The 15,643-nt window shown below is 68.7% G+C and carries 13 protein-coding genes; 7 read left to right on the top strand and 6 right to left on the bottom strand.

Annotated features, from left to right (window positions below; genetic code table 11):
* Positions 1-106: 106 nt before the first annotated feature.
* The 4 genes from BKA25_RS14185 to BKA25_RS14170 all read right to left on the bottom strand — a co-directional run bounded on the left by BKA25_RS14185 (position 107) and on the right by BKA25_RS14170 (position 5,151).
* Entirely contained in the window at positions 107-1,012 is a 906-nt protein-coding gene (locus BKA25_RS14185; RefSeq protein ID WP_069849188.1) for a glycoside hydrolase family 16 protein, read from the bottom strand.
* A gap of 219 nt (positions 1,013-1,231) precedes the next feature.
* Positions 1,232-2,821, bottom strand: a complete 1,590-nt coding sequence (locus BKA25_RS14180) for an MDR family MFS transporter (protein WP_069849190.1) — start codon at positions 2,819-2,821, stop codon at positions 1,232-1,234.
* Positions 2,822-3,105: 284 nt separating this feature from the next.
* Positions 3,106-3,933, bottom strand: coding sequence for a M55 family metallopeptidase (locus BKA25_RS14175; RefSeq protein WP_069849192.1), 828 nt, complete (start codon positions 3,931-3,933; stop codon positions 3,106-3,108).
* 240 nt (positions 3,934-4,173) lie between these two features.
* The gene (locus BKA25_RS14170) at positions 4,174-5,151 is read right to left on the bottom strand and encodes a hypothetical protein (RefSeq protein ID WP_069849193.1); all 978 of its coding nucleotides are present in this window, start codon (positions 5,149-5,151) and stop codon (positions 4,174-4,176) included.
* 894 nt (positions 5,152-6,045) lie between these two features.
* On the opposite strand from BKA25_RS14170, the gene BKA25_RS14165 reads away from it, so the two are divergent.
* Genes BKA25_RS14165 through BKA25_RS14150 form a run of 4 tightly spaced genes read left to right on the top strand, consistent with a single transcriptional unit; the run spans position 6,046 to position 11,747 of the window.
* The gene (locus BKA25_RS14165) at positions 6,046-7,854 is read left to right on the top strand and encodes an ABC transporter substrate-binding protein (protein WP_069849197.1); all 1,809 of its coding nucleotides are present in this window, start codon (positions 6,046-6,048) and stop codon (positions 7,852-7,854) included.
* A 34-nt stretch (positions 7,855-7,888) separates the two neighbouring features.
* A complete protein-coding gene (locus BKA25_RS14160; RefSeq protein WP_236750953.1) occupies positions 7,889-8,908 on the top strand; it encodes an ABC transporter permease in 1,020 nt (339 codons plus the stop codon).
* Positions 8,905-9,807 carry an ABC transporter permease gene (locus tag BKA25_RS14155; protein ID WP_069849199.1) on the top strand — a complete coding sequence of 301 codons (903 nt, stop codon included), beginning with the start codon at positions 8,905-8,907 and terminating at the stop codon, positions 9,805-9,807. Before BKA25_RS14160 ends, BKA25_RS14155 begins: the two co-directional genes overlap by 4 nt.
* A complete protein-coding gene (locus tag BKA25_RS14150; RefSeq protein ID WP_084642963.1) occupies positions 9,804-11,747 on the top strand; it encodes an ATP-binding cassette domain-containing protein in 1,944 nt (647 codons plus the stop codon). Before BKA25_RS14155 ends, BKA25_RS14150 begins: the two co-directional genes overlap by 4 nt.
* Before the next feature lie 97 nt (positions 11,748-11,844).
* Here BKA25_RS14150 and BKA25_RS14145 read toward each other — a convergent pair whose 3' ends face one another.
* A complete protein-coding gene (locus BKA25_RS14145) occupies positions 11,845-12,936 on the bottom strand; it encodes a DNA cytosine methyltransferase (protein ID WP_069849200.1) in 1,092 nt (363 codons plus the stop codon).
* A 231-nt stretch (positions 12,937-13,167) separates the two neighbouring features.
* Here BKA25_RS14145 and BKA25_RS14140 point away from each other — a divergent pair, with 231 nt between their 5' ends.
* The 3 genes from BKA25_RS14140 (at position 13,168) to BKA25_RS14130 (ending at position 14,747) form a co-directional block, all read left to right on the top strand.
* A complete protein-coding gene (locus BKA25_RS14140) occupies positions 13,168-13,602 on the top strand; it encodes a very short patch repair endonuclease (RefSeq protein ID WP_236750779.1) in 435 nt (144 codons plus the stop codon).
* A gap of 290 nt (positions 13,603-13,892) precedes the next feature.
* Positions 13,893-14,096 carry a cold-shock protein gene (locus BKA25_RS14135; RefSeq protein WP_069853636.1) on the top strand — a complete coding sequence of 68 codons (204 nt, stop codon included), beginning with the start codon at positions 13,893-13,895 and terminating at the stop codon, positions 14,094-14,096.
* A gap of 288 nt (positions 14,097-14,384) precedes the next feature.
* The gene (locus tag BKA25_RS14130; RefSeq protein ID WP_157421056.1) at positions 14,385-14,747 is read left to right on the top strand and encodes a hypothetical protein; all 363 of its coding nucleotides are present in this window, start codon (positions 14,385-14,387) and stop codon (positions 14,745-14,747) included.
* Between the two features lie 87 nt (positions 14,748-14,834).
* On the opposite strand, the gene BKA25_RS14125 is transcribed toward BKA25_RS14130, so the two are convergent.
* A complete protein-coding gene (locus BKA25_RS14125; RefSeq protein ID WP_236750781.1) occupies positions 14,835-15,542 on the bottom strand; it encodes a class I SAM-dependent methyltransferase in 708 nt (235 codons plus the stop codon).
* Positions 15,543-15,643: the final 101 nt, after the last annotated feature.

Here is a 15,643-nt window from a genome sequence, read left to right as displayed (position 1 = left end):
CCCGCACTGATACGGACTCCACGCCTCCCCGAAAAGGCCTGCTGCCCGTACCTGTCCTTCCCCACGGACGTCGATCCGCCTCGACCACACTGGGCCTCGGCTGCTGTTAGTTCTGTTCCACCTTCACCCAGTCGATGAGGTACCGGGCGTTGTCGGCGGCGACGATGTCCACCGTCGACTGCGGGATGCCGTGGTAGGGCTGGCTGACCCCGTTGACGCCCGCCGGGTAGTCGCCGCCGAGCGCGAAGTTCAACAGGATGAACTGCGGATCGTCGTACACCCACTGGCCATACTGTTCGACCTCGGCGCGGCTGGCCGTGTACACCTGCCGGTCGTCGATGTAGAAAGTGAAGCCCTGCGGAGTCCAGTCCACGCTGTAGACATGCCAATCCGCAGGGTCGAGGCCCTCGAAATGCTGGCGGGCGTTCAGCGGGGTGGCACCGGAGTACCCGGGCCCATGCAGCGCCACGCTGGTGAAGGGCTCTCCGATGCTCTCCATGATGTCGATCTCGCCGCTGGCGGGCCAGGGCGTGCCGTGGCCGATGCTGGAGCCGAGCATCCACGCTGCGGGCCACAGACCGGGAGCCTGGCCGCCCTGAGGCAGTTTCAGTCGCATCGCGAAGTTGCCGTAGGTCCAGTCGCGTTTGTCCTGGGTCTTGAGGCGCCCGGAGACGAAGTCATAGGTCCGGCCGTCGGGCGCGACGGTGCCGGGGCGGTATCGGGGATGGATGGCCAACACGTTGTCCGCGCCGTCGACGTTCTGATCGAGGTAGAGCACCTCGGGCGAATCGATGTACGCCTGCTGCTCGTTGTTGACCGTGCCGAAGTTCGTTCCGGTGACCTCCACGGTCCACTGCGAACGGTCGATCTCCGACCCGGCGAAGTCGTCGAAGAAGACGACGGCGTCGTCCCGGCTGTCGGGGGTGGTGTCTGCTCCGGCTGGGAGCACGGGTAAGGCCGTCAACAGAACCGTCGCGGCGCCTAGCGCCAGTCCGGTACGACCTCGACTCATCGAGACTCCTTCAGATGGGGTGCGACGCGAGGCCGCCGCCGTCCGGCGCGACGCAGCTTTGGTGAACGATTTTCTGAAAGGAGACGTTAGCGGTTCTTTGATCACCGACGTCGGGTCGAGGTCACTGAATCGATCGTGAAGCCGCAGATTACCTCGAATGGCAGATCGGGCCGTCACCGTCGGTATCGCCCGGCCAGGAGCCACCGCGCGCCGGAGCGATCACCGCGCGCTCTGGAGCGAGCGGGTCCGAATCGGCAGTGTCAGTAGGACTGCCAGCGACAACACCACGCCGACCGACACGAACACCACGGCGAAGGCACCGCCCAGGCCGTCGACGACCGGTTGCGCGAGCAGCGGATCCAGTTCGGTCAGGACCGAGGTGTCGTCGAGATCGACCTCGCCCGAGCGGACTCCCGCGAGGAACTCCGCAGCGGCGCCGTCCGTCCGGTCCGCGTTCGATGCGGCGGCGAACTCCGCGGAGCCCAGCAGCGCGTGGAACTCGGCGGCGATGCGCTGCGCGCCGAGGCCGAACAGCATCGAGATGGTCACCGCGGTGCCCACGACTCCGCCGAGTTGGCGGGAGAAACCGGCCAGCGAACTCGCCACACCCATCTCGGTGCGGTCCACACTGTTCTGCATCGCGGTGAGCACGACCTGGAAGTACACGCCCGTGCCCAGACCCAGCATCGTGACCAATGCGGTGGTCTGCCATAGCGCGGCCGACTCGGTCAGCCCCAGGGCCAGGAAGCAGGCCGCCATGATCGTGAGGCCGCCGGCCAGCAGCCCGGTGAAACGACCGGTTCGCGCCAGGAGCGGGCCGCACAGCAGTGCACCGACCGGCATCGCGATCGCCTGGGGGAGCAGCAGGAACCCCGCTGCCGAAGCGGAGAGCCCTCGGACGATCTGCAGATACAGCGGGATCAGCGCCATTCCGGCGAACATGCCGATGCCGCCCAGGAAATTGATCACATTGACCAGCGCGAAAGCCGGTCGGCGGAACAACCGGGGTGCCAACAGCGCCTCGTCGCCCATCGCCCGCTCGACGCCGACGAACAGCAGCAAGCCGATCAGTGAGACTCCTGCGGTCGACAGGGTCGTCGGTGAGGACCATCCCCAGTCCCGGCCCTGTTCGGCCAGGATCAGCAACGGCACGATGCCCACCACCAGCGTCGTGGCGCCCCACCAGTCCACTCGGTGGGCGATCCGGGGCGAGTCGACGGTGAACGCGACGGCCACCACGGCCAGCGCCGCCAGCCCGACCGGGACGTTGACCAGGAAGACCCACCGCCAGCCATCGACACCCAGCAGCGACTCGGCGCCTGCGAATAGTCCACCGAGCACCGGCCCAGCCACACCGGCGACGCCGAATATCGCGCCCAGCCTGGCGTGGTATCCGATCCGTCGCGGGTGCGGCAGCATGTCGGCGATCACCGCGAGTGCCAACGGGAACAGCCCGCCGGCCCCGAGGCCCTGGACGCAGCGGAACAACGCCAGCTGGTACATCGACTGGGCGAGTGCGCACGACAGCGAACCGACGGTGAAGATGCAGATCGCGATCAGATAGAGCCGTTTCCGGCCGAAGATGTCCGACAGCTTCCCGTACAACAGGGTCGACACGGTCATCGTGACCAGATACGACGTGGTCGCCCATGCCTGCTGGGTCAATCCGCCCAGTTCATCGGCCACCGTGCGCAACGCCGACATCATGATCATTCCGTCCAGCGCCGCCAGGAACACCCCGAGGCTCAAGCCGAGGAAGACCGCGTTGACGGTCCGCTGCGACGGGGCGGCGACCTCGGTGCTGCTCATCGGCGTGTCGCCTGCCTACCGGCGCGCCCCATCGGGGCGGGCTTCGGCGGCGGGCACGGCGCCCCGAGCGCGGCGGCCCGAGCGAGCGGCGGCCGGCCCGTCGGGCGTCCAGGACGAACAGACATCGAGCCGAGCCCTCCGTTCGCGGGCGAAGATCACCCGGGCGCTCGACTGTAGGGACACCACCTCGAAGTCGGATCAAAATCACGCGGCAGCCTGCACGCTGCCATCGCGGCCGGTGGCCGACCGGGCCGGCCTCGTGGCACGGACCGGTCGCCCATCGATCAGCCGTAGATGCCCTGCACCGCGCCGCCCGCGATCGCCGTCACCACTTTGAAGCACTTCATCGCCTCGGTCATCGACGGCGCGTCGAAGCCGACTCGACGGACGTCGAGCTGCTCCACGGTGGGGATCACGGCGGTGGCCGCCGCCAGATGCGCGGCGTCGAACTCGACCTCGATGTGGTGCGCACCGACCGCGCCCTCGATGCGGCCCGCCGCCGCCATGCCCCGCTCGGCCTGCGCGCCGATCAGGGCCTGGGCGCCTGGGGGCGGCAGGCAGATCGCCGCGTAGCGGCTGACGCATTCCTTGACCGGAGCCATGGCAGCCGAGGGTGCGTAGTCGCTCGCGTCCACACAGGTCTGATCATCGCCGGTGACCAGCAGCACGGGAACGCCGTGTTCGGCGGCGAGTGCGGCGTTGAGCCTGCCCTCGCTGGCAGGTACCCCGTCCAACCACACCCCGGTGATCGAGTTCTCCAGATAGGTGTGCGACAGCACGCCCTCGACCCCCGCTCCCGCGTGATAGCCGAGGAAGACGACGCCGTCCACACCGGAATCGATCCCCTGCATCATCGACAGTGGCTTGTGCCGCCCGGTAAGCAGGCGGGCGCGTTCGTCCAAGTCCTCCAGGAGCAGATTGCGCTGCGAGGAGTGCGCCTCGTTGACCAGCACCCGGGTCGCACCGCCCGCGTACAGACCCGCCACGCAGGCGTTGACGTCCTGGGTGAACAGGCGCCGGAACCGTTGCCACTGTTCGGTGCCCGGCCGCACATCGTCGGTCCAGGTGACGCCGGTGGCACCTTCCATATCGGCGGAGATCAGGATGTGCATGGGTGCAGAGTAGGCGGGACGCCTGCCCAGGTCGATCACCGCCGTACGGTGCGTTCACCGGGACGAGTGGGTCGTTCGACCGGGCCGTTCGACCGCCATCGCACTGTGGGTCGGGCCGCCGGCGGAGATCGCCACCGATCACCCACGGTCACCGTGACGAACGGCCCGGTACCCGAGAGATCTCTCGGGTACCGGGCCTGCTGTTCGTGCACTGCGCCCCTACGGGACGCACGGGTCGGCTCAGAGGTTGGCGGGCCCTGCTGCGATGGCCGCTTCCTCCGCCTCGGTGCGACGCTCCTCCGAGCGGTTCTCCAGCTCGGCGGTGCGGTCCAGCGAGACGCGCAACGGCATGACCTTGCGCTCGACGGCCGGGTCCTGGGCCGCGAACTGGCCGCTGACCGTGCCGCGAACCCGGTTGTTCGACACGACCGGAGTGGTGTCGTTGCCCTCGCCCGCCAGGTCGCCCCGGATGATGTTCTCCGCGACGACGACATCGCCGGTGGTGCCCGAAACCGTGACGTTCCCGCCCCAGAAGGAGGTTCCCTCGCAGTTCAGGACCGGACCGGTGCCGCCGAGCTGCACGACGTCGGCGTTGCCGTCGAAGACCGCGTCGCCGTAGACCTCGCCCGCGCAGAACACCGAACCGAGCTCGGCGCCCGTGACCGACAGGTCGCCGTTCACCACCGAGTCCACCAGGTCGGCGTAGAGGGAGGCCTCGGAGGTCACCGAGCCCTCGATGGACGAGCTCTCGACGAGCAGCTCGGCCGCGGTCGAGTCGATGCCCGCCACCGTGGAATCGAAGACGAAACCGTAGGTGGGGTACTTGGCGTTCGCCTCGCCGGTGAGGACGACCGAGCCGCCCAGCTGGGAGGAGGTCAGGTCGACTCCGTAGGCGTCGGTGGTGCTGACGTCACCGGAGATGCTGGTGCCGACGGCCTCGAAGAAGCCGTTGCCCTCGACCGTGACGGAACCGTCGAAGGTGCCGTCCTCGATCAGCAGGTCCGCACCCTCGGCCACCACGACGTTGCCGGTCACCGTGGTGCCCTCCAACGCGCATGCCTCGCCCGCCGGGACATACAGGTCGCCCGGCACGGTCACCGCTCCCGCCGTGCCGACGCAGTGCGTGGTCAGCGAGGCGTGGGCGGGCGTGGCGAGTGCCAACGTCCCGACCGCCGCCAGCGACGATGTCATCAGTGCAAGACCGGCACGTGCCTTCATCTGTTTCCTCCTCAGGCTCCCAGCAGCTCGACGCAAGGCGTCGTACTGGGCTATCCGTTAATCCGTTCGTGGAATTTTTCCTGCACCGCCGTTACTTTCCCGGCGTTTGTTGTTCACGAAATGTTCGACCACTACTTGCATGGCGGCGAGGAAACGCTGGGTTGCTTCGCGCCTGCATTGTCCTGGGCGTCGTTTCCAGATCATCGAAGCACGGTGTGGAAGCCTGGGGCAATGGGCTGACCTGCGTTTATGTGCCACATATCCGGGCTGATATCGGTAATTTTCCGACCATGTCCAAGTTGGCCGGACTCCGGTGCCCGTCTTATGCCACTCGACTTCGGTACGAAACCGGTCCGATTTCGCGCAGCGCACACGGTACGCGACGGTGTGGTCCCCTGATGGTGCGGCGTCGCTCACTGCCGGGTCGACCGTCGTCGCGCTGGCCGAGTGATCTTCTCGGTGGGGCGACGGCGGCGTGCATCGAACGGTGTTTGCAGACAATGATGGGTGATGGTCGAAAAACGACACCGGTCCGATCGGGCGCGGCGGGACTGCCCGCTACGGCGGATCGTGTCGCCCACTCCCACACCGGCCGAGACGGGTGCCGAGGCCCGGCGGCGGGCCCGGCGGGAGTGCGCCGGACGAAACTCCGTTCGATCACGATGTGGAATCGCCGACCGTACCGCGTCGATCCTGCCGCCCGTGTCGAGATGCGGCGGTCGGGCGGCCTTCGGCCGTGCGGTGTTACGTAGCGGATTCGCCGCCGTCGATCCCGATGCGGCGAAGATCATGTCACGGGTGCGCATGTCGTGACGAAAGTGGATCGGAAGTCATTGACTCGCCTCGGTACCAGGTGGTTGGTTTTCTCCCACTGGGTGGAAAGGGGCTCATCGGATGAGAGTCAGATCAGGCGCCGTCGCGGCCGCCGTCGGAGTGATCGCTGCCGTGGCGGCTCCCGCCGTCGGACCGGTGGCACAGGCCGAGACGACGGACGACTCGTCGACCGTCCTGCGGGTGGCGGTGACGCAGAACATCGATTCGCTCAACCCGTTCATCGCGATCTTCGCCTCGTCCACCGAGCTGATGCGGCTGATGTACGAGTTCGTCACGCTGCCCTCGGCGCAGGACCAGGAACCGATCGGGGGACTCGCCGAGAGTTGGGAGACCTCGGAGGACAATCTGACCTGGACCTTCACCCTGCGTGACGACGTGACCTGGTCCGACGACGAGCCGGTGACGGCCGAGGACGTGGCCTTCACCTACAACCTCATGATGGAGGACGAGGCGGCGCGCACGGCCAACGGCAATTTCGTCGCCAACTTCGACACCGTCGTGGCCGAGGACGAGCAGACGCTGGTGGTCACCACGGCCACCCCGCAGGCCACCATGCTCGCCCTGGACGTCCCCATCGTCCCCGAGCACATCTGGTCGGAGGTCGAGGACATCGCGTCCTTCACCAACGACACGATGCCCGTCGTCGGCAGCGGCCCCTTCATCCTCACCGAGTACCGCGCCGAACAGTTCATCCGCATGGAGGCCAACCCGGACTACTTCCGGGGCCCCGCGGAGATCGACGAGCTCCAGTTCCTGTTCTACCGCAACGCCGACGCCGCCGTTCAGGCCCTGCGTACCGGCGAGGTGGACCTGGTCAACAGGTTGACCCCCGCCCAGATGGACGCGCTGCGCGACACCGAGGGCATCGCGGTGAACGAGGCCCAGGGTCGCCGCTTCTTCGAACTGGCCACCAATCCCGGCGCCGCCACCAGGGAGGGCGAGCCGATCGGTGACGGCCACCCCGCGCTGGAGGACGTTCGGGTGCGGCAGGCGATGAACCAGGCGATCGACCGGGACGTGTTGGTCGAACGGGTCCTGGGCGGTTACGGCGAACCCGGTGCCGGATACATCCCGCCGGTCTTCGAGAACTACGCCTGGAGCCCCTCGGACGAGCAACGCTGGAACTTCGACCTCGACGCGGCCAACGAACTGTTGGACGAGGCGGGCTACCAGCTCGGCGAGGACGGGATCCGCGTCGACGAGGAGGGCAACCCACTGTCCTTCCGGCTCTATGGCCGCAGCGACCGCGCATTCGACACCCAGTCGGGTGAGTTCCTGCGTAGCTGGTTCAGCGAGATCGGCATCGAGATCGACCTGCAGATCATGGCCGGGACCCGACTCAACGAGCTGACCAGCGTCGGCCAGTACGACCTCGCCTTCAGCGGTTGGGCGGTCAACCCGGACCCCGACTACGTGCTCGGCATCCAGACCTGTGCCCAGCGACCCGGCGCGGACGGTACCGGCGGAACCACCGACGCCTTCTTCTGCGATGAGGAGTTCGACGAGCTCTACCAGGCGCAGCTGGCCGAGTTCGACCCGGACGCCCGCAAGGAGATCGTCGGCGACATGCAGGAGCTGTTCTACGAGCAGTCCTCCTCCATGACCCTGTTCTACGAGAACGCGCTCGAGGCCTACCGCTCCGACCGCTTCGAGGGCTTCCAGGTTCAGCCGGATCCCGGCGGCGTGATTCGGGAACAGAACGGATACTGGGGCTACTACGGCGCCCGACCCATCGACGGCGCCTCCAGCGGCGGCGGTGTCGACAGCGGGGCGATCCTGCTCGGTATCGGCGTCGTGATAGTGCTCGGTGGCGGCGCGGCCCTGCTCATCTCCCGACGCCGTCGCGCGACCGCCGACGATCGGGAGTGACCTGGTGAGTGACGTGCTCGCCCCATCCGAGTCCCTGGGCGATGCCCCGGACACGGAGGGCCGTTCGGGCGGCGGCCTGGCCCGCTACGTGGTGAGCAAGCTCGGTGGTGCGCTGACCAGCCTGCTGCTGGTGATCCTGCTCGGGTTCTTCCTGTTCCGGGTACTGCCCGGCGACCCGGTGCAGACGATGACCAGAGGGCGGGCGGTCAGCGCCGACCAGATTGCGGAGCTGCGTGAGCGGTTCGGGCTGGATCTGCCACTCTGGCAACAGTTCGTCGACTACCTGTTCGGCGTGCTGCGCGGCGATTTGGGAGTGTCCTACTTCTACAGCAGGCCGGTGTCGGACCTGATCGCCGAACGCTTCTGGCCGACGGTGCTGCTCGCGGGCACGTCCACCGTGCTGGCCGTCCTGCTGGGTATCTGGTTGGGCACCCGCAGTGCCTGGCGGCACGGCAGCCGGTTCGACCGCACCGCCACCGGGGTCTCGCTGACCCTGTGGTCGGTGCCCACCTTCTGGCTCGGCCTGATCATGTTGATGGTGTTCGGCGTCGGGGTCGGGCCGATCCCCGGCATGTTCCCGACCGGCGGGATCACCTCCCCGGACACGCCGCCCGGCCTGCTGCCCTACGTCCTGGACGTGGCGCACCACCTGGTGCTGCCCTGCATCACGATGGTCGCGGTGATCTTCGCGCAGTATCAGATGGTGATGCGCTCCTCGCTGCTGGAGGAGATGGGCGCCGACTATCTGACCACCGCACGGGCCAAGGGGCTGCGCGATGACCTGGTGCGGCGCCGACACGCGGTGCCCAACGCCATGCTGCCCACGGTGACGCTGATCTTCCTGCACCTGGGATTGGTGGTCTCCGGCGCGATCATGGTGGAGACCGTGTTCTCGTGGCCGGGCCTGGGGCTGCTGACCTATCAGGCCCTGGACGTCCCCGATCTGCCGTTGCTGCAGGGCACCTTCATCGTCCTGGCGGGCGCGGTCGTGGCGATGAACCTGATAGCCGATCTGCTCTATCGATTCCTCGACCCCAGGGTGCGTGCCTCATGACCGCGACGCAGAGCCCCGGCGCGATCGCCTGGACACGCCGCAGGACGGCCTTCGCCACGGGCTGGTCGTCCTTCCGGAGCCAACGTGCGGGCTTGGTGGGACTCGGTGTGCTCGTCCTGATCGCGGTGCTGGCACTGGCGGCACCGCTGCTGACCGACCAGGCCGGTCTGGACGTCACGCAGGCGACGGCCGATCGGCTGGAGCCGCCCAGCATGCAGCACTGGCTGGGCACCGACGAGAACGGTCGCTCCGTACTGCTGCTCACCTGGTGGGGAGCGCGGATCTCACTGCTGGTCGGTCTGGCCGCCACGGTGTTGTCCGTCGGTATCGGCACCCTCGTCGGGATCCTGGCGGCCCATTTCGGCGGTCTCACCTCGGCTGCCCTGATGCGGGTCACCGACTTCTTCCTGGTCGTGCCGTCCCTGGTGTTGGCGATCGCGTTGTCCACGGTGCTCGCCAGGGGACTCGGCACCATCGTGCTCGCCATCGGGCTCACCGCCTGGCCGACCACGGCGCGACTGGTCCGGGCCCAGACCCTCGCCGTCGAGGCGCGGCCCTACATCGAGCGCGCCAAGGCGTTGGGCGCGGGCCACGGACACCTCATCGGCAGTCATGTGCTGCCCGGCGTGCTGCCGCTGGTCTTCGCCAACACCACGCTCGCGGTGGCCAGCGCGGTGATCGCGGAGTCCACGCTGTCCTTCCTCGGTCTCGGCGATCCGACCCTGGTCTCCTGGGGTGCGATGTTGAAATCGGCGATGGACACCGGCGCCGTCACCGGCGGTGCCTGGTGGTACCTGCTGCCGCCGGGGCTGGGCATCGTGACGGTGGTCCTGGCGTTCACCCTGTGCGGCAGGGCATTGGAGACCGTGCTCAATCCACGTCTGCGGGGGTCCCGGTGACATTGTTGGAACTGCGGGACCTCACCGTCGACTACCAGTCGACGCGGGGCGTCGTGCCCGCCGTGCGCGGGGTGAACCTGACGCTGGACGTCGGACAGACCCTCGGCGTCGCCGGGGAATCGGGGTGTGGGAAGAGCAGCGTGGCGATGTCGGTGCTGCGACTGCTGCCCCGCACCGCCCGGCTGGGCGGCGAGGTGCTCCTCGACGGCGAGGACGTGCGCACCATGGGCTGGAGCAGGCTCCGCGCGGTGCGCTGGGCCGGGGCGTCGGTGGTGTTCCAGGGCGCGATGCACGCCCTGAACCCGGTGCGGACCGTGGGGGAGCAGATCGCCGAGCCCATCCGGCTGCACGGGGGCGACGCGAGGACCTCCGCCGCCGTCGATCGCCGGGTCACCGAACTGCTGGGGCAGGTGGAACTGCCCGCCGCCAAGGCCTCGGCGTACCCACACGAGCTGTCCGGCGGGCAACGCCAGCGCGTGATGATCGCCATGGCACTGGCCTGTTCCCCGAGACTGGTGATCGCCGACGAGCCGACCACGGCGCTGGACGTCATCGTGCAGGCCCAGGTCCTGGAGCTGATGACCCGCCTGGTCGCCGACCGGGGACTCGGCCTGATGATGATTAGCCACGACCTGTCGGTGCTGGCCTCCTGCTGCGAACGGCTGGCCGTGATGCACGACGGTCGGGTCGTCGAGGAGGGCCCGGCCAAGGCGGTGATCGCCGATCCCGAGCACGAGCACACCCGGGCGCTGGCGGCGGCCTTCCCCGAGGTGGGCGACCCCGCGTCGCGGTTGACCACCGGACGAACCCCGGCCGATCAATCGAACGGACCCGACGGCATCGGCGCCGGTTCGGACGCCCCGGAGAGCGCGCGGCCTGCTGCGGAACCTACCCCGTCCGTCAGCCGGACGAGCAGCCCGTTGCTGGTCGCCTCCGGTGCCTCCGTCGTCTTCCGAGGCCGCCGTGGCGGCACCACCCGCGCGGTCGACGGCGTCGACCTGCGGGTGGAACGGGACGAGATCGTGGCTCTGGTCGGACAGTCCGGCTCGGGCAAGACGACCATGGCGCGTTCGTTGGTGGGCCTGCAACCGTTGGCCGCCGGGCGGATCGAGTTCGAGGGGCAGCCGCTTCCGGTGCGTGGACGCGGGTTGCGCGACTACCGCCGTCAGGTCCAGCTGGTGTTGCAGGACCCGACCGGCGCGCTCAACCCCCGGCACAGCGTCTACGAGTCGGTGGCGGAGGGCCTGCGGATCCATCGCGTCGAGGGCGACGAGGCCGAACTGGTGGCGGCGGCCCTGGAACAGGCCGAACTCCGACCAGCTGAACGCTTCTTCAACGCGCTGCCCGGGGAACTCTCCGGCGGCCAACGGCAGCGGGTGGTGATCGCGGGCGCGCTGGCGCTGTCGCCTCGCGTCCTGATCGCCGATGAACCGGTCGCCTCCTTGGACGCCTCGGTACGGGGCGAGATCCTGGCGCTGCTGCTGAATCTCCGGGTGCGGCTGGGGCTGTCCACCCTGGTCATCACGCACGATCTCGGCTTGGCCTGGGCCATCGCCGACCGGGTCGCGGTGATGTATCGCGGCCGGATCGTCGAGACGGGCACCGTCGAGCAGGTGTTGTCGGATCCACAGCACGACTACACCCGCCGACTGCTCGCCGCCGTGCCCGCCCCGCTGACCAGACGACAGAACTCGACCGGGCCCACCGGCGGGGAGCCGCCGCGCGTCGTGAAGATCGTCGCCGCGCCCGATACGACGGCTGCGGACTCCTCGGACCCCGACCGGCCGGGCGCGCTGACCGGGACCGCTCTGGGCCCGATCACCGCCCCGCCATCCGAGGTACGCGACCCGGCCGCCGACCTGACCGTCGTGGGGCCCGCAGGTGGCGATCAGAGCGAGGTGTCCGAGCCGGACCGCCCGCGAGCCGCCGAGACCGAGTAGACGAATGCCGGCTGCGGTGCTCCGTCGGAAGGCGGGGCACCGAACGGTATGGGGCAGAGCGGCCGCCGACGAGTAGCTGGATTCGCCCACCACGGGTTCACCGCAACGCGGCCGCGACCTGGTTGCCCAGCGCCCGGGACAGACCCAACGGGACGGCGTTGCCGATCTGTCTGGCGATCTCGGCCTTGGTCCCGCACCACCGGAAGTCGGCGGGGAAGTCCTGCAGCAGTGACGCCTCGTAGTGGGTGATCGGCCGGTTCACCCGACGCATCGGTTCGTCCGCCTCCCACTGCGGATGCAGGTATTGCCCCTTCTCCGGCTTGAAGAACTCGGTGCGAATCGTCAGCGATGGTGCATCCCACCGCATCCGACCCATCACGTCGGTGGTGCCGGACGGTTTCTCCCGCCAGCAGCGGGGCAGCAGCTCGGTGGGCAGGTCGAACCGGCCACCGCCCGGCGGGACACAGTCGTAGCGGCGCAGCGACAACTCGGTCGGTCTGCGACCCAGATGCAGGTCGAGGCCGCTGAAGACGCCCGGTACCGGCCTGCCGAAGAAGGTGGTCGTGATCCTGGGAAGCTCGGTGGTGTCCGGACGCTCCGGCAACTCGGCGATACGGGTCCGGGTACCCGCCCAGGGCAGCAACCCGACCGGCAGCGCGTCCTGCTCGCCCCTGCCGTGGGTCGGCTCCGGCAGGGCGACCGGGCCGATGCGCGAGCCGATGATGATCGTGCGACGGCGCCGCTGGGCCACGCCGTAGTCGGCGGCGTTGAGATGGCCGTAGGTCAACTCGTATCCGGCGAGGCTGCCGCCGTCGACCTCGGCCCGCAGCAGGGCGAACTCCGGGCTGCGCAGGAAGCGGTCGACGTTCTCGATGACGAAGATCTTCGGGTTGGCCGCACGGACGACACGGACGTACTCCCGCCAGAGTTGGTTGCGCGGATCGCCGATATTGCGACTGCCCAGGCTGGAGAAACCCTGACACGGTGGCCCGCCGACCACGACATCGGCGCGGGGAACCTCGGCGGCCGATACCGTCGCGATGTCGACCTGGCGCACGTGATCCTCGCCGAAATTGGCGGCGTAGGTCGCTGCGGCGTAGGGATTGAGCTCCACCGCGAGGGCGGTGCTGAAGCCAGCCGCGACGAACCCGCCGGTCATCCCGCCGCACCCGGCGAACAGGTCGATCATCGTCGGCACGAGGTCATCGTAAGCGGGGTGCGGGCGACCGGGTAGTCCGATAGGTCGACACACGCGCCGTTCTCGCCTGTCGGCGTCCCTCGGCGCCTACCGGTGACGAGCCGGGCAGCGGGCATGAGTCCCGTCGTCGGACGATCGCCGAGGCGAACCGCCCGGTCGTTCGGGCCCGGGGCGACCGGGCTCGGACACGGCCGGCGCTGTACGACGGATAGGCTGCGGCGCGTGGCGCGCACGGGGAGTTCCCAGTCCTGGGCCTCCTCACCCTCGGTACGCAAGAGCATGCGCGGCAACCGGGGACGCGACACCCGGCCGGAACTGGCGGTACGGCGCGCCGTGCATGCCATGGGCCTGCGATATCGGGTCTCCGCCCGCCCGCTGCCTGATCTCCGTCGAACGGCGGACCTGGTCTTCACCCGCGCGCGAGTCGCCGTCTTCGTCGACGGCTGCTTCTGGCACGGGTGCCCGTTGCACCACACGGTCGCCAGCGCCAACGGCGCGTACTGGGCGGAGAAGTTGCGGACGAACCGTGAACGCGATGCGGACACCGACCGGCGGTTGATCGAAGCGGGTTGGCGGCCGGTACGTCTTTGGGAACACGAACCGGTCGAGCAGGCGGCCCGCCGCATCGCCGACGAGGTACGCCGAGGGCCGTCCTGACCGGCGGGAGTGCCGAATCGAGCGATCATCGAGGGCGCCGAGGGGCACGCGAACCGACGGTTCGACACGCCGGAGGAGATTCGCCCATTGGGCCGCTACCCGCACGGCCCGATCGTGCTACGGTTGCGCCGGTTGCTGTTGCAGTTCCTCGCATGTTCTTGGACGCCCGCGGAGCCACATAGCGGGCGTTTTCTGTACGTGGGCCCCGGTCCATGACGGGGGACGACGAACCAGAACCCGGGATCCGCGAGGTGCGGACCCCGAATCGTCCCTACAAGGAGACACAGTTCATGGCTCAGGGCACCGTCAAGTGGTTCAACTCGGAGAAGGGCTTCGGCTTCATCGCTCAGGACGGGGGACCGGACGTGTTCGTCCACTACTCGTCCATCGACACTCAGGGCTTCCGTACGCTTGAGGAGAACCAGCGCGTGGAGTTCGAGATCACCCAGGGCAACAAGGGTCCGCAGGCGGAGCGAGTCCGTCCGCTCTCGTAGTGAATCCAGGTGTGAACACCCAGGTGTGAACGAGATGCTCCGGCGAGTTCGTCTCGCCGGGGCATCTCGGGTCTTGGGGCCTGATTCACCGATCAGGGGCGACTACCCGTGGTGCCGGTGTTCAACGGGCTCGCTGCCCGTTACCGTGTCGGATATGTCGTCGTGTGGATGGGTCGTCCGCTGACCTGCCCCACTTGGGTGCACAACGCAGGGAGAGGTGCTGTGACACGAAGGGTCGACCTAGGTGCCGTTCGGTTCCGGCTCCGGGTGAACTGGCTCCGGAGGGTCATGCTGACGCTCACCGGCTCGACACCGCGCAGTTGTCGGGTCGATGTCGGTCTACACCAGGTGGTCATCCGCGCGGGCCGATTCTTCCGCACCGCCTTCCCGCTGCGATCGGTGTCCTCCGTCATCGTGCTGCCCCACCACCGCGTTCCGGGCGCCGATGTGGGGCCCGGCGGAGTTCGATTGCTCGGAGCCAGGACGGCTCTCGTGCAGATTCTTCTCGAGGCTCCGGCCCATGCTCGACGGCTCGGTAGGCGCGTCGCGGTCCGACACGTCACCTTGAGCGTCGACGACCCCAACCTGTTGATGACGGTGCTGACCAACCGAGGGCATCGACGGGCCCGCCGAGGCTCCGTCGGCGGCTGATCGCCTCACCCCCGCAGCCTCGACTCGACCCATCGAGTCGCGAGCCCCCGTGCCGCGCCGCCGCGATGGTGTGCGGCGGCGCAATGCTCAGGTGGTCAACTCCCAGACCGTGCTCGTCTTGACCTCGGTGTCCTCCAGTGCCGCGACCACGGGTACCTCGTACTCGGCAAGCGCGGTGAATCGCGCACGCGGTAGATACATCCGTCCCGGATCGCCCACCAACACTCGGGCGCCTCTGGCCCGCGCTCGGGAGAGCATGGGCAGTACGCGCGCCGCCATCGGCCGCTCGTAGAACACGTCTCCGGCCAGCACCACCTCGGCGTCGAGCCCGTCTCCGTCGAGGACATCGCGAAGCTCGGCGGTCACCGACACAGCGTTGATCGCCGCGTTGAGCGAGATCGCCGTCACCGCGAATCGATCGATCTCGCTCGCCTGCACCCGGAGCGCGCCCGAGGACGCCGCCGCGATCGCGACCAGACCCGAACCGGCGGCCACATCCAGCACCCGACGCCCGGCGACGACGGCGGGATGGTCGAGCACATAGCGCGCGAGTGCCTGGCCACCCGCCCAGGCGAAGGCCCAGAACGGCGGCGGGGTATCGGATCCGCCGAGTTCCCGCTCGGTTCGCTCCCACAGCTCGAAGGCCTCCGCAGCCAGGTGTAACTGCACCTCGGGGACGAACGGCGTCGGTCCGACGGCCGTCTGCGCGTGGATGAACTCCGTGTATTCCGCCGAGGTGAGTCGATCGCCGTTCACCCAGGGATCTTCGCGTAGTCCGGCCTCGGTCGGCGTCACCGGGTTCGCCGAAGGTTCGACCAGCCGCGTGCTCGCCGGTCCCGGTGTCCGCGTGGGTGGGTACCGGTCCTCGGGGTGCCGCATCCACGGGCGAGGTCGGG

Origin of the sequence: Actinoalloteichus hymeniacidonis (genome assembly GCF_014203365.1) — a bacterium.
GTDB classification, from domain to species: domain Bacteria; phylum Actinomycetota; class Actinomycetes; order Mycobacteriales; family Pseudonocardiaceae; genus Actinoalloteichus_A; species Actinoalloteichus_A hymeniacidonis.
This window is presented reverse-complemented; position numbering and strand designations above follow the sequence as displayed.